At 74.2% G+C, this 13887-nt stretch carries 12 protein-coding genes and 1 pseudogene; 5 read left to right on the top strand and 8 right to left on the bottom strand.

The genetic code is table 11. The annotated features are described in order from the left end of the window. Positions 1-217 precede the first annotated feature (217 nt). The 5 genes from recN to V7E46_RS27015 all read right to left on the bottom strand — a co-directional run bounded on the left by recN (position 218) and on the right by V7E46_RS27015 (position 5039). Positions 218-1969: a DNA repair protein RecN gene (gene recN, locus V7E46_RS27035; RefSeq protein WP_333770849.1), complete on the bottom strand. Its 1752-nt coding sequence runs from the start codon at positions 1967-1969 to the stop codon at positions 218-220. Between the two features lie 78 nt (positions 1970-2047). Then, positions 2048-2962: an NAD kinase gene (locus V7E46_RS27030; RefSeq protein WP_333770848.1), complete on the bottom strand. Its 915-nt coding sequence runs from the start codon at positions 2960-2962 to the stop codon at positions 2048-2050. Beyond that, positions 2959-3768, bottom strand: a complete 810-nt coding sequence (locus tag V7E46_RS27025; protein ID WP_333770850.1) for a TlyA family RNA methyltransferase — start codon at positions 3766-3768, stop codon at positions 2959-2961. Before V7E46_RS27025 ends, V7E46_RS27030 begins: the two co-directional genes overlap by 4 nt. A gap of 13 nt (positions 3769-3781) precedes the next feature. Next, complete coding sequence (locus V7E46_RS27020; protein ID WP_333770847.1) at positions 3782-4033, bottom strand: hypothetical protein; 252 nt, start codon at positions 4031-4033, stop codon at positions 3782-3784. Further along, positions 4026-5039, bottom strand: coding sequence for a histone (locus tag V7E46_RS27015; protein WP_333770846.1), 1014 nt, complete (start codon positions 5037-5039; stop codon positions 4026-4028). The genes V7E46_RS27020 and V7E46_RS27015 overlap by 8 nt, the downstream gene beginning before the upstream one ends. Positions 5040-5202: 163 nt before the next feature. Between V7E46_RS27015 and V7E46_RS27010 the strand changes: the two genes are divergently transcribed. After that, on the top strand, positions 5203-5550 hold the full coding sequence (locus V7E46_RS27010) for an SCP2 sterol-binding domain-containing protein (RefSeq protein WP_333770845.1): 348 nt from the start codon (positions 5203-5205) through the stop codon (positions 5548-5550). 386 nt (positions 5551-5936) lie between these two features. On the opposite strand, the gene V7E46_RS27005 is transcribed toward V7E46_RS27010, so the two are convergent. After that, positions 5937-6872, bottom strand: coding sequence for a LysR family transcriptional regulator (locus tag V7E46_RS27005; protein WP_333770843.1), 936 nt, complete (start codon positions 6870-6872; stop codon positions 5937-5939). A 136-nt stretch (positions 6873-7008) separates the two neighbouring features. Here V7E46_RS27005 and V7E46_RS27000 point away from each other — a divergent pair, with 136 nt between their 5' ends. Further along, positions 7009-8301 carry an MFS transporter gene (locus tag V7E46_RS27000; protein ID WP_333770842.1) on the top strand — a complete coding sequence of 431 codons (1293 nt, stop codon included), beginning with the start codon at positions 7009-7011 and terminating at the stop codon, positions 8299-8301. Between the two features lie 207 nt (positions 8302-8508). Continuing rightward, the gene (locus tag V7E46_RS26995) at positions 8509-9309 is read left to right on the top strand and encodes a siderophore-interacting protein (protein WP_333770841.1); all 801 of its coding nucleotides are present in this window, start codon (positions 8509-8511) and stop codon (positions 9307-9309) included. 498 nt (positions 9310-9807) lie between these two features. Here V7E46_RS26995 and V7E46_RS26990 read toward each other — a convergent pair whose 3' ends face one another. Further along, a complete protein-coding gene (locus V7E46_RS26990; protein WP_333770840.1) occupies positions 9808-10827 on the bottom strand; it encodes an HAD-IIA family hydrolase in 1020 nt (339 codons plus the stop codon). A 75-nt stretch (positions 10828-10902) separates the two neighbouring features. Between V7E46_RS26990 and V7E46_RS26985 the strand changes: the two genes are divergently transcribed. Then, entirely contained in the window at positions 10903-12225 is a 1323-nt protein-coding gene (locus V7E46_RS26985; protein ID WP_333770839.1) for a DUF1015 domain-containing protein, read from the top strand. Between the two features lie 85 nt (positions 12226-12310). Here the strand turns inward: V7E46_RS26985 and V7E46_RS26980 are convergent, their stop codons facing one another. Beyond that, positions 12311-13198, bottom strand: coding sequence for a hypothetical protein (locus V7E46_RS26980; protein WP_333770838.1), 888 nt, complete (start codon positions 13196-13198; stop codon positions 12311-12313). 15 nt (positions 13199-13213) lie between these two features. On the opposite strand from V7E46_RS26980, the pseudogene V7E46_RS26975 reads away from it, so the two are divergent. Beyond that, a pseudogene (locus V7E46_RS26975) lies at positions 13214-13887 on the top strand (hypothetical protein); the annotation flags it as partial.

The following is a 13887-nucleotide window of genomic DNA, read 5'->3' as shown; positions in this document are numbered from 1 at the left end:
GTGGCCCGGAGCACACCGAACGAGCCCCCACCCGGCCGGCGACCACCCGCGCCCCGGCGGGGGCTCGGCCCCGCCGCACAGGACAACCGCCAGGGGCGCGAGGAACGGCGCGAGCAACCACCCACCGCCCGGTGGCCCGGAGCACACCGAACAGCCCCCACCCGGCCGGCGACCACCCGCGCCCCGGCGGGGGCTGACTACGAGGCCGACCGCAAGGTCAGCGGGAGGTTCTGGCGGTAGCCAGAAGCTCCTCGGCATGGGCCCGCGCCAGCACAGAATCGTCCTGGCCCGCAAGCATGCGGGACAACTCGCGGATGCGGTCCTCGCCCTCCAGGACGGTGACACCGCTGCGGGTGACGGACCCGTCGCTGGTCTTCTCGACCAGGAGCTGCCGGTCGGCGAACGCGGCGACCTGCGGCAGGTGGGTGACCACGACGACCTGGGCGGTGCGGGCCAGCCGCGCGAGGCGGCGCCCGACCTCGACCGCCGCCTTGCCGCCGACCCCGGCGTCCACCTCGTCGAAGAGATACGTCGGCACCGGGTCGGACCCGGCGAAGACCACCTCGACGGCGAGCATCACCCGGGACAGCTCACCCCCGGACGCGCCCTTGGCGATCGGCCGGGCAGGGCTGCCGGGGTGCGGGGCGAGCAGCAGCTCGACCTCGTCCGCGCCGGACGGCCCGTAAGCGACGGCCCGCCCCCCGATCTCGATGCCCGACTCGGCATCCACCGCTTCGGTCTGCCGGATGGCGACGGTGACCCGGGCGTGCGGCATCGCCAGTTCGGCCAGCTCGGCGGTGACGGCGACGGCGAACCGCTCGGCGGCCTCGGTCCGCAGGTCGGTGAGCTGCTGGCCCAGGCCGCTCAGCTCGGCGCGCAGCGCGTCCCGCTCCGCGGTGAGTCCGCTGATGCGGTCGTCGTCGCCTTCCAGCTCGGCCAGCCGGGACCCGCTCTGCCCGGCCCAGGCGAGCACCGCGTCGATGTCGGTGCCGTATTTGCGGACCAGGTGCGCGAGGACGGCCCGGCGTTCCTCGACCGCGGCGAGCCGCAGCGGGTCGGCGTCCAGCTTGTCGGCGTAACCGGCGAGTTCGCCCGCCACGTCGCCGAGCAGGATGCCCACCTCGCCCAGCCGCCCGGCGAGCACGGCCAGGTCGGGGTCGTGCGCGGCGACCGAGTCCAGGGCGCGCTGGGCGCCGGCGACCAGCGTGCCGGCCTCCACGCCCTCGGGGTCCTCCGGATTTCCGGCCAGCGCCGCGTGCGCGAGGGTCGCGGCGGAGGCCAGCGCTTCGGCGTGCCCGAGGCGCTCGGCCTCGGCGGCAAGGTCGGCGTCCTCGCCCGGAAGCGGCTCGGCCGCGGCGATCTCCTCGACGCCGAAGCGCAGCAGATCCGCCTCCTGGGCCCGTTCCCTGGCCCGGGTGGTCAGCTCGGCCAGTTCCGTGGCGATATCGCGCAGCCTGCGGTAGGCGGCGCCGTACTTCTCCAGCGCCGCGACGACGCCGGGCCCGGCGTAGCGGTCGAGGGCCTCGCGCTGCCTGGCCGGCCGCAGCAGGCCCTGCTGGTCGGTCTGGCCGTGCACCGCGACCAGGTCGTCGGCGAGTTCGCCGAGCAGCCCGATCGGGACCGTACGGCCGCCGAGGTGGGCCCGGGAGCGGCCTTCCGCCGACACCGTGCGGCTGATCAGCAGCGCGCCATCGTCGAGTTCCGCGCCCGCCTCCTGGGCGCGGATCGCGGCGCGCGCGTCCGGCGCCATCGTTATCCGGCCCTCGACGACCGCCGCAGCGGCGCCGATCCGCACCAGGGCGGGGTCGGCCCGGCCGCCCAGCAGCAGGCCGAGGCTGGTCACGACCATGGTCTTGCCCGCGCCGGTCTCACCGGTCACCGCGGTGAAGCCGGGTGACAGTTCCACCACGGCGTCCTCGATGACTCCAAGCGACCGGATCCGCATTTCCTCCAACACGGATACGACCATACGAGGTTTCCCGGCCCCGGCGCGACGCCCGCCGCCGAGCGACGGCCTTTCACCCCGCCATGCGCCAGTGCCGCGGCCCTAGCGGGGGGCGCCGCGCCAGCCCGCCACCGGGAGGGCGAACTTCGCCACCAGGCGGTCGGTGAAGGAGGCGTGGTGAAGCCGGGCCAGCCGGACCGGGACGGCGCCGCGCCTGACCTCGACCCTGGCCCCCGCGGGCAGTTCGACCGTACGGCGGCCGTCGCACCACAGCACACCGTTGGGCGTCTCCGGCTGCACCTCGACGGCGAGCACCGAGCGCGGCGAGGTCACCAGCGGCTTGGCGAACAGCGCGTGCGCGCTGATCGGGACCATGAGCAGCGCCTCGACCTCCGGCCAGACCACGGGGCCGCCGGCCGAGAAGGCGTACGCGGTGGAGCCCGTCGGGGTCGCGCAGACGACGCCGTCGCCGCCGAAGCGGGACACCGGGCGGCCGTCGACCTCGGTGACGACCTCCAGGACCCGTTCCCTCGACGCCTTCTCGACGGAGGCCTCGTTGAGCGCCCAGTCGGTGTGCACGATGCGGCCGTCGTTGCGCACCAGCACATCGAGGGTCATCCGCTCCTCGACTTCGTACTCCCGGGTGACGACCCGGTCCACGACCTTGTCGAGGTCGTCGCGTTCCGCCTCGGCGAGGAAGCCGACCCGGCCGAGGTTGACGCCCAGCAGCGGCACGCCCGACGCGCGGGCGAACTCCGCGCCCCGCAGCAGTGTCCCGTCCCCGCCCAGCACGATGATCAGCTCGCAGCCCTCGACCGCCTCGGGGCCGGCCACGTCGACCTGCTCCACGGCCTCGGGCAGCGGCAGGTCCGCGGCCTCGTCGGCGAGCAGCCGCACACCGATCCCGCAGCGCAGCAGGCCCTGGACGACCCGCTCGGCGCTGCGGATCGCGGCGGCCCTGCCGGTGTGGGTCAGCAGGAAGACGGTACGGTCCTCTACGTCGCTCTTGATGGTCACCGGTTCGGCCCCTCCGCCACAGCACGGTCGACATCGGCCGGGTCCAGTACGGGCGCACCGGCGCGCAGCCACAGAAAATATTCCACGTTCCCCGAAGGGCCGGGCAACGGGCTCGCGGTCACCCCGAGCACGCCGAGGCCCAGCTCCGCCGCCTGCCCCGCGACCTTCGTCACGCATTCGGCCCGCAGCTGCGCGCTGCGGACCACCCCGCCGCTGCCCAGCCGCTCCCGGCCCACCTCGAACTGCGGCTTGACCATCAGCACGAGGTCCGCGTCCGGCGCGGCGCACCGCACCAGGGCCGGCAGCACCAGGCCGAGCGGGATGAACGACAGGTCCCCGACGACCACGTCGACCGGCTCGCCGTCGATGTGCTGAAGCGTCAGCTCACGGACATTGGTGCGGTCCTTGATGACGACCCTCGGGTCGCTCTGCAACGACCAGGCGAGCTGGCCGTAGCCCACGTCGACCGCGACCACCTGGGCCGCGCCCGCCCGCAGCAGGACATCGGTGAAGCCGCCGGTGGAGGCGCCCGCGTCCAGCGCCCTGCGGCCCTCGACCGCCAGGCCCAGGGGCTGGAACGCGGCCAGCGCGCCGGCCAGCTTGTGGCCGCCGCGCGACACGTAGTCGGGGCTGCCCCCGTCCTCGGCCACCACGACGGCGGCCGAGGTCTCCACCTGCGTGGCGGGCTTCGTGGCGGTCGCACCCCCCACCGTCACCCGGCCCGCGGCGATCAGCTGGCTTGCGTGCTCCCGCGAGCGCGCGAGTTTCCGGCGCACCAGCTCGGCGTCGAGTCGGCGTCGTGCCACTGCCACGTACCGTTCAGCTCCTGTTCTCGTCCAGCGCGGCGAGCGCGTCGCGCAGCCCGCGGTGCACATCCTCGTACACCTCGATGTGCGACTGCGTCGGCATTTCATCGGCGTCGGCGAGGCGGCTGGTCGCCGCGTCGACCTCAGCATTCCCCGTGGGGGCGACCGTCACCCCCAGCGGCTCGGGGCGCGCGGATGCCTCTCCGGGATGCGCGGCCCCGGTGTCGCCGCCGTACGCGCCCGGTGGGGCGGTGGGTTCACTCATCGCCGGTGACGTCCGGTGACGCGGTCTTCTTTGCGGCGGACTTCTTCGCCGCGGTCTTCTTGGCGACGGTCGCCGGGGTGGCCTTCTTCGCGGCGGTGGTGCCGCCGGCCTCCACGGCCGACTTCTTCGCGGCCGAGGTGCCGCCGGTCGCGGACGCGGCCTTCTTCGCGCCGGCCGCGGTGGCCTTCTTCGCCGCGGACTTCTTCGCGGCGGTCGTGCCGCCGGGCGCGGCGGCCGTCCCGCCGACCGCGGCCGCGGTCTTCTTCGCGGCCGGTGTACCGCCGGGCGCGGGCGCAGTCTTCTTGGCAGTTGGCGTGCCGCCGGGCGCGGCGGTCTTCTTCGCGGCCGGCGTCTTCTTCGCCGCGGGCGCCGGCGCCGTCTGCCCCGTCGCCGCGGTCTTCTTGGCTGCCGCGGTCTTCTTGGTCGCCGTCGTCTTGTGGGCGGCAGCCGACTTGGTGGTGGTGGCCTTCTTCGCCGCGGCGGTCTTACGGGCTGCGGGCGCCGCCTTCTTCGCCGCCGGGGCGGTCTCCTTGGCGGTCGCGGACCGGGCTGGCTCGGTCTCGACCGGCACGCGCTGGACCGGCGGCGCGGGATCGGAGGGCGCGCCCTTGGGCTCAGCGGGAGCAGTACCGGCACCGGCACGGGCGCCGCCGTCGCCGCCGGAGTCGGTCGACTCCAGGTTACGGATGCGGCGTTCGAGCGTTTCCAGCACGACGCCGACCTTCGTCACCTCGTCGGCGAGCCGGCCGACCCGGCTCATGGTCTTGTCGACCTCCTCGCGGATCAGCCCGACCAGCAGGTCGCGGTTGGCCCGTCCGGTGGCCATCAGTTCGTCGGCGAGAGTCTGCACCTCGGCCGGGATGGCGGAATTGATCTTCCGCTGCACGGCATCGACGTCGATGCCGGTCTGGTCGAGCAGCTCCCTGGCCGCGTCGACCGTACGGCGGCGGGTGGCCTCGGTCAGGCCGCCCGCGATCTGCAGACAGGTACGCAGCGCGTCCCGCATCGCTCTCACTCCTCGCCTCGCCGTTGACACATCGTTCACCCGGCGGACCGCGCGGCGGACCACCGTGGTCATGACGCTACCGCCTTCCGCCGCCACAGCCCGTTGACGGTGCCCTGCGGTACCGTCGTCCGGACGTACCGTCCGACCGGGAGAGACCGCGCCGATGGCCACCATCGAGGAGTGCCGCGCCGCACTCGACCAGTTGTCGCTGAACATGGCGCGGGCACAGGGCGACGTCCGTGCCGCCACTGCCTTCGACCGTTCGCTGAGCTGCCGGATCACCGATCTGGACATCACCTTCGTGGGGCGGCTCGCCGACGGGACGATCACCGATGTGGTCACTGTGCCCGGCACACCGGCCGACAAGGCGCAGATCAGGCTGACGATGTCGGGCGACGACCTGGTGGCGATGGTCGGCGGCCAGCTGAGCTTCGCCAAGGCCTGGGGCAGCGGACGGGTCAAGGTCCAGGCGGGCCTGCGCGACGTGATGCGGCTGCGCTCGCTGCTGTGACCGTGCCGGGGCTCGGCGCCCCCCGCAGCCTGGCCGAGGTCGTGCGCGACCGCGGGCCGTCAGGCGCCACCCCGATGGCCCGGAGGCCGCCCATCGCCCGCACTGCTCAGGCTCGACCGGCCGGGCAAGCCGCCTGCCGCATTGTCGACTTGCCGCACGCGGTGGGCCGGACGCCGATGACGCGGGAACGGCCGGATATGTCGACACTCGGCTCACACGTGATGACCCGCCGGTCGTCTCCAGGAATGCCCGGAACCGTCCGCGGTCTTGATCATTCTGTCGACGTATCGGCATTTCGGGCAGTCGTCCAGGACCTCCCGGGAAGGTCGTCACGGGGGATGTCGCCTCATCGACGGGCCGACACGGCGGCCGCCGCGCGGCGGCGTTCAGTGCGGGATCACCCAGCGCGGCGCCCAGGTCCCGGGGGCGTCGTGGCCGGCCGCTGTGGCGGCGAGGTGGGCGCGGAGGGTGGCCAGCGCCGGGTGGGGGTTGTCGCGGTGCCAGAGGAGCGAGTGCGGGTAGACCGGCACCGGGTCGGTCACCGGGATGCGGCGCAGGCCGTAGCCGGCGGGCCAGACGATGCGGGTGGGCTCGCCCATGAAGGTGGCCAGCGCCGGGGTGTCGGCGATGGTGTCCAGGAGCGCGTCTGAGCCGAAGTTGGGGCCGGTCGCCTCGATGGTGAGGCCGAACTCGGCGGCGAGGTCGTCGTAGTAGGCGCCCCACTCGGTACCGGGCACGATGCCGGGCATCCAGATCCGGTGCCCGGCGAGCTGGGCCAGGGGCACCGACCTGGCGCCCGCCAGCGCGTGGGCGGGGCCGGTGAGCAGCTGGAGCGGCTCGTCGACCACCCGGACGGACGCGATGTCCTCGGGGAAGGGCCGGCCGGGCGCGGCGACCGCGCGGAAGGACGCGTCGATCGCGCCGGACCGGATGGCGGCGACGGCCGTCTCGATCTCGAACAGCATCACCACGTCGAGGTCGATGTCGGGGTGTGCGCGGTGGAAGCCGCGCAGCAGGCCCGATTGCGCGCTGCGCGAGGCGATCACGTCGACGCGCAGCGGGCGGCGGCCGGCACCCACGGACGCGCCGGCCCGCTCGGCGACGCGCAGCAGCTCGCGGGCGTGGGGCAGGAACGCCTGCCCGTCGATGGTGAGTTCGGCGCCGCGCGCGGTACGGGTGAACAGCCGCACCCCGAGGTCGCGCTCCAGTGCGGCGATGCGCTTGGAGACGGCCTGCTGGGTGACCCCCAGCTCGGCGGCGGCCTCCTGGAACTGCCCCGCGTCCGCGGCGGCGGCGAAGGTCCGGACGGTGTCGAGGTCCATACCGGAGACCCTAAGGGCACAACCATCGGTTGTGGCTGGGTGGCCCTGTGGTTGTTTGATCCCCGGGTACGGGGCTCGCTTTGATACGTCCGATCACGGATCGGTTGTACAGCAGGGCAACGAGGGGGCGGCGGGCATGAAGAGCGGGCACCGGCTGGGGCATCTCCTCGGCCAGCGGCTGGGCTGGCGGTTCGGGTGGCTCTGGGGAGCGTACGGGACCAGCGCGCTCGGTACCTGGCTGGCCTTCGGCGCGTTCCCGGTGATCGCCATCCAGGTGCTGCACGCCGGACCGGCCGAGGTCGCCGCGCTCTCCTCCGTGGGGGTGGCGGTGGGCGCGGTCGTGGCGGTACCGCTCGGCCCGTGGGTGGAATTCCGCCGGAAGCGGCCGGTGCTGGTCGCGATGGACCTGGCGCGGTTCGCGGCACTGCTGACGATCCCCGCCGCGTTCGCGCTCGGCGTGCTCACCTTCGTCCAGCTCCTGCTGGTCTCGGTCGTCGTCGCGGCGGCCGACATCTCCTTCCGCGCGGCCTCCGGCGCGTACCTGAAGTCACTGCTGCCGGCCGAGGACCTGCTCGTCGCCAACGCCCGGTTCGAGTCGACGGCCTGGACGACCACGATCGTCGGACCGCCGCTGGGCGGCGCCGCGATCGGGCTCCTCGGCCCGGTGGCGACGGTGGTGGCCGACGCGGTCAGCTATCTGCTCTCGGCCCTGGGCATCCGCGCGACGGGCGGGCACGAGCCGCTGCCCGAGCGCCGGGAGGCCGCACGCATGCGGGCTGTGGACCTGCTCGACGGCTGGCGGTACATCCTCGCCGACACGACGCTGCGCCCGCTGCTGTTCAACACCGCCCTTTTCAACGGCCTGGTCATGGCCGCCGATCCGCTGCTGGCCGTCCTGATGCTCGGCCGGCTCGGGTTCGCGCCCTGGCAGTACGGCCTCGCCTTCGCCGCGCCCTCGATCGGCGGGCTGCTCGGTTCACGGCTGGCCCGGCCGCTCGCCACCCGGTTCGGGCAGCTCCGGGTCCTGGCCGTGGCCGGAACGCTGCGCGCGCTCTGGCCCGTCGGCCTGGCCTTCCTGGGTCCTGGCACCGGAGGGCTGCTGCTGGTGATGGGTGTCGAGCTCGGGCTCATCTTCTGCTGCGGGGTCTTCAACCCGGTCTACGCCACCTACCGCCTGGAGCGCACCGCGACCGACCGGGTGACCCGCACGCTGTCCGCCTGGGCGGTGACGACCAAGGCCTCGGCCGCGCTCCTGACGGCGCTGTGGGGCGTGCTGGGTGCCCTGCTCGGCCCGCGTACGGCGATCGGCCTGGCGGGCGTACTCCTGCTGGCGACTCCGCTGCTGCTTCCCCGGCGCCGCCGCGCGGCGGCGCGTCTGTCCGAGCCCGAGCCCGAGCCGGAGCCGGAGCCGGAGCCGAGCCGCACGTGACGGGCCGCACGTGACGGGCCGCCAGGGCGGTGACGGTCGGGGGCCGCCACCGCATCGGGTCGTGCCGCCCTTCACGGTCACCCTTCATGGAGATTAGGTTAGCCTCACCTTATTGACTCCTCCGAGCAGAGCGGTGCGCCACCATGAACCTGTCCCCCGCCTCCACGCCGCTGTCGGCCTCCGACGTGAAGAGGGTGAGCTGAGGTCATGGCCGCGCCCACCTACGACTTCTTCCACACCCGTGTGCTGCGCACCCACCGGCTCTCCCCCGGCCTGCTGCGGATCGTGCTCGGCGGCCCCGGCCTCGACGCGCTCGTCAGCGGCGGGCGGGACCAGCGGCTCAAGCTCTTCCTGCCGCAGGACGGGCAGGACGTGCCCGTCCTCCCCGACCTCCTCGACGCCGACTGGTACCCGCGCTGGCGCGCCCTCGACCCGGCGGTGCGCGGCATCATGCGCACCTACACGATTCGGGACGCGCGGCGCGATCCCGTCGAGGTCGACATCGACTTCGCACTGCACGGCGACCTCGGCCCCGCCTCCCGGTGGGCCGCCCGGGCCGTACCAGGTGACCGGCTCACCGTGCTCGCGCCCGTCGTGCCCGACAACGGCGGGGTCGACTTCCAACCGCCGGGCGACACCGACTGGGTACTGCTGTGCGCCGACGAGACGGCGGTGCCGGCCGTCGCGGGCATCCTGGAGTGGCTGCCGGCCGGCACGGTGGTCAAGGCGTGGATCTCGGTCGGCGATCCCGGGGACCGCATCGGCCTCGCCACGAAGTGCGACGCGGAGGTCACGTGGCTGACCCGGCCCGCCTCCCTGCCCGCGGCTCTCGCCGCCGCCGCGTTTCCGGCGGGGGCGCCGTATGCGTGGGTGGCCGGGGAGGCGGCGGTCGTCCGGGAGGTCCGCCGACACCTCGTCGGTGCCCGCGCATTCCCGCGACCTGCGGTCGCCTTCGCCGGCTACTGGCGCGACGGTACGTCCGAGGACGCGCTTCTCGTGGCGACCTGACCCTTCCCCCGGCCGCCCGGATCGCGGGCGGTTCCCCCCGCCCCCTGGGGGGGTGGCTGCCCGTTTCCACCCGATGGTTCGCCGTGGCTCGTCGGGCAATTCCCCGCGCTCCAGGTGGTTGCCACTTGCGGTGGCGTCACTTCTCTCCCGCCGCCGTGGCCGAGCGCTCCGTTCCCCGCACTCCTGAGCGGGTGCCGCGTCCTGTTTTTCCTTTGCCCGCGGCCGCGTCGTGGCTGGTCGCGCAGTTCCTCGCGCCCCTGAAAAGCTCGCTTGCCCTCGGCGGAAGAGCCGAGCCCCGTAGGGGCGCGGGGAACGGCGCGGCCAGCCAAGATGGCGCCGCAGGCAAGCACCCGCCGCAAGGGGCAATCGCCAGGGGCGCGGGGAGCCGCGCGAAAAGCCACGGTGGCGGCGACGGCGGCGCAACGCCACCGCAAGCGGCATCCTTCGCGCGGGCAGCCGGAACTCGCCGCCCATACGAAAGGCACCGCACGGGTGCCGTCAGAGGCCCAGGCGGGCCAGCGCCTTGGAGGGGTCGAGGTCGGACGACGCAGAATCGGCGAGGGACCAGGCCGCGCAGCACACCGCGCGGAGGCCGTCGGCCGTCTCACCGGACCCGGTGAGATCCAGGGAACCGCCCGACGCGGTGGCGGTCCAACCGCCGCAGGTCGCACGGGAGCCGTCCCACTCGACGGACGGGTGAGCGACGAGCAGCCCCCGCAGGTCGGCCGCGACATAGGTCGGCCGGTGGTGCGGCTCGGCCGCGATGAGATCGGCCGGCTTCGTGACCCCGGTCAGGACGAGCAGCGAGTCCACCCCGCCCGCGTACGCCCCCTCGATATCCGTGTCGAGCCGGTCGCCGACCACCAGGGGCCGCTTCGCCCCGGTCCTGAGCACCGTCTCCCGGTGCATCGGCGGCAGCGGCTTGCCCGCCACCTGCGGCGAACCGCCGGTCGCGATCCGTACGACCTCGACGGCCGCGCCGTTCCCCGGCGCGATGCCGCGCGCGCTGGGGATCGTGAGGTCGGTGTTGGAGGCGAACCACGGCACCCCGGCGTTCACCGCGTGCGCCATCTCCGCGAGCTGCGACCAGCGCAGCTCGGGCCCGTAGCCCTGAACGGCCGCCGCGGGGCTGTCGTCGGCGGACTCGACCGGCTGGAGCCCGCGTTCGCGCAGCGCCGCGAACAGGCCCTCCCCGCCGACCGCCAGCACCTTCGACCCGGCCGGCACGTGATCGGCGATGAGCCGGGCGACGGCCTGCGCCGAGGTGATGACGTCCTCGGCGTCGGCCGGCACGCCGAGCCGGGTGAGGTGTTCCGCGACCGTCTCCGGGGTGCGGGCGGCGTTGTTGGTGACGTAGGCGAGCCGCATCCCGTCGGAGCCGGCCGCGGCCAGCGAGTCCACCGCGTGCGCGATCGCGTCGCCTCCGGTGTAGACGACACCGTCGAGGTCGAGCAGCGCCGTGTCGTACGCGGTGTCGAGCGGCTGGTCGCTGCCGCTCGGACTGGTCCGGTGAGTCATGGGCGGGCTCGCTCCTCGGTATGTCGTCGTCGTCCTGATCATCCCTCATCGCGCCGCCGCACGTAGCATGCGCTGATGAGCACTCCCGGTCCCTACCCCGGACCCGACTCCGGACCCCACCCCGGTCCTGATGGCGAGCAGGGCCTGCGGCTGATCCCTTTCCGCGGCCTGCGGTACGCCGCGGAGCGCGTCGGCAGCCTCGCGGCGGTCACGTCGCCGCCGTACGACGTCGTCGTCCGCCCGGACGGACAGCGCCACCTGGAGACGGCCGACCCGTACAACGTCGTCCGCCTCATCCTTCCCGACGCCGAGTCACCGGCCGCCCGGCACCGCAAGGCCGCCCGCACGCTCGCCGCCTGGCGCGACGCGGGCGTACTGGCCGCCGACCCGCGCCCCGCGCTGTACGTCTACGAGCAGCGCGACGGCGACCACCTGCAACGCGGAGTCATCGGCGCCCTGCGGATCACCCCGCCGGAGCGCGGTGTCGTCCTGCCGCACGAGGACGTGATGCCCGGCCCGGTCGCCGACCGCGCGGCCTTGATGCGCGCCACCCACGCCAACCTCGAACCCCTGCTGCTCGCCTACCGCGACGGCGACGCGACGGCCGCCCTCGTCGAGCGCACCGCCGGCACCCGCGAGCCGCTGCTCGCCACGACGACCGAGGACGGCGTGCGCCACCGCCTGTGGTCGCTCACCGACCCGGCGGAGGTCGACGCGATCCGCGCCGACCTGGCAGGCCGCCAGGCCCTGATCGCCGACGGCCACCACCGCTGGGCCACCTACCGCAGGCTGCGGGCCGCGCACCCGCCGGGCACCGCGTGGGACTACGGCCTCGTCCTGCTGGTCGACACCGCCCGCCACCCGCTGCGGGTCCGGGCCATCCACCGGGTGCTGGAACGCCTGCCGCTCGACCGCGCCCTCGACGCCGCCCGCCCGTACTTCCGGGTGCGCGCGCTGCCGGGCCACAGCCTCGGCGAGGCCCTCGGCGCCCTCGCCGACGCCGCGCGGGACGGCAACGCCTTCGTCCTGGCCGGCGACGGCGGCTTCCACCTGCTGGACCGCGCGGACCCCGGCGTGCTCGACCGCCTCGTGCCCGCCGACCGCCCGCCGCAATGGCGGCGCCTCGACGCCGCCGTCCTGCACACCGTGCTGCTCGACCACGTCTGGCGGATCCCCGACTCCCCCGGCTCCCCCGATGAGATCCGCTACATCCACGCGGCCGATGCCGCCGTCGAGCAGGCGGAACGGCACGCGGGCACGGCAGTGCTGATGCACCCGGTACGCGAGCACGTCGTGCTCGAACTCGCCCAGCAGGGCGTGATGATGCCGCGCAAATCGACGTCCTTCGGACCGAAGCCGGCCAGCGGGCTGGTCATGCGGTGCCTCGACCTGGGCTGACCGGGCCGTCTGAGCCGACGCGCGCAAAAAAGGAGGGCGGCACCCACAGTGGCGGGTGCCGCCCTCCTCGTGCCAGTCCGCCGGACTAGTCCTTGTCACCCGGTGCGGGCTCACGGAACGGCGAGTCGAGGAATGACGCCGGGTCGGCCTCGTCGGTCAGGTCGGCGTCCTTGCCGTCCGTCTCCTCCGTGTCGTCCTCGTCGGCGATGTCCTCGCCTTCGTCCTCGTCCTCATCGCCGGCGGCGCCCTCGTCGTCGTCGGTGACAACGGCGGTGTCGGAGTCCTTCGTGCCGGACGGCCTACCGGTCGCCGCCTCGGGCTCGTCCGTCTCGTCGGTGTCGTCGAAGGCGTCGACGAATTCCACCCCGTCGAGCTGCGCGAGGCGGTCGGACGCGTCGGTGGTGCCGTTCTGGTCGGCCTCCAGCGCCTTCGCGAACCACTCGCGCGCCTCGGACTCCCGGTCCACGGCGAGCAGCGCGTCGGCGTACGCGTACCGCAGCCGCGCGGTCCACGGATGCACGGCGCTGGACGCCAGCTCCGAGCTCTGCAACGTCACGACGGCCGCCTCGGCCTGCCCCAGGTCCTGCCGGGCACCCGCGGCCACCAGGCGCATTTCGACCTGGCCCGCCTTGTCGAGCTTGTGCACCTCGGGCGCGCCCGCCATCTCCAGCGCCCGCTCGGGACGCCCCAGGCCGCGCTCGCAGTCCGCCATCACCGGCCACAGGTCCACCGTGCCGGTCATCCGCCGGGTGGCCCGGAATTCGGCCAGCGCCTCGGCATAACGCTCACTGGCGTACGAGGCGAAGCCCGCTGCCTCCCGTACGGCCGCGACACGCGAGGCGAGCCGCAGCGCGATCCGCGAGTACGCGTACGCCTGCTCGGGCTCCTCGTCCAGCAGCCGGGCGACCATGACCAGGTTGCGCGCCACGTCGTCGGCGAGCGTCTTGGGCAGGCTCATCAGTTCCTGGCGCACGCTCGAGTCGATCTCGTGGCCGGTGACCTCGTCGGGGATGGGCAGCCGGCGGATCGGCTCCCGCTCATCGCGCCGCTCGTCCCGGCCGCCCCGGCTCTCGAACCGGCCGCGCCCTTCGACAGCGGGCCGCCGACCGTAGCCGCGGTCGTCGCGGGGACGGTCGTCGTCGCGCCGCGGACCACGGGGACGGTCGTCCCGCCGGTCGTCACGCGGGCGGTCATCGCGGGGACGGTCGTAACGCGGCCGGTCGTCACGGGGACGGTCGCCACGGGGACGGTCGCCACCAGGACGGTCATCGCGGCGGAAGCCGCCCCGGTCGTCCTCGCGCCGCGGACCACGGGGACGGTCATCGCGCGGACCGTCGTAACGCGGGCGGTCGCCGGCGGGACGGTCGTAGCGCGGCCGGTCATCACGGGCCGGGCGGTCATCGCGCGGGCGGTCGTAGCGCGGACGGTCGTCACGGGGACCGTCATGGCGGGGACGGTCGTCCCTCGGACGGTCATAGCTCGGACGATCGTCACGGGGACGGTCGTAGCGCGGCCTGTCGTCACGAGGGCCGTTGAAACGCGGGCGATCGTCACGGGGGCCATTGAAGCGCGGACGGTCCCCACCGGGACGGTCATCCCGCGGACCATTGAAACGGGGACGGTCGCCACCAGGACGGTCATCGCGACGGAAGCCACCGCCAC

The sequence above is a fragment of the Streptomyces sp. IBSBF 2435 genome (genome assembly GCF_036815005.1).
Lineage (GTDB): Bacteria > Actinomycetota > Actinomycetes > Streptomycetales > Streptomycetaceae > Actinacidiphila.
This window is presented reverse-complemented; position numbering and strand designations above follow the sequence as displayed.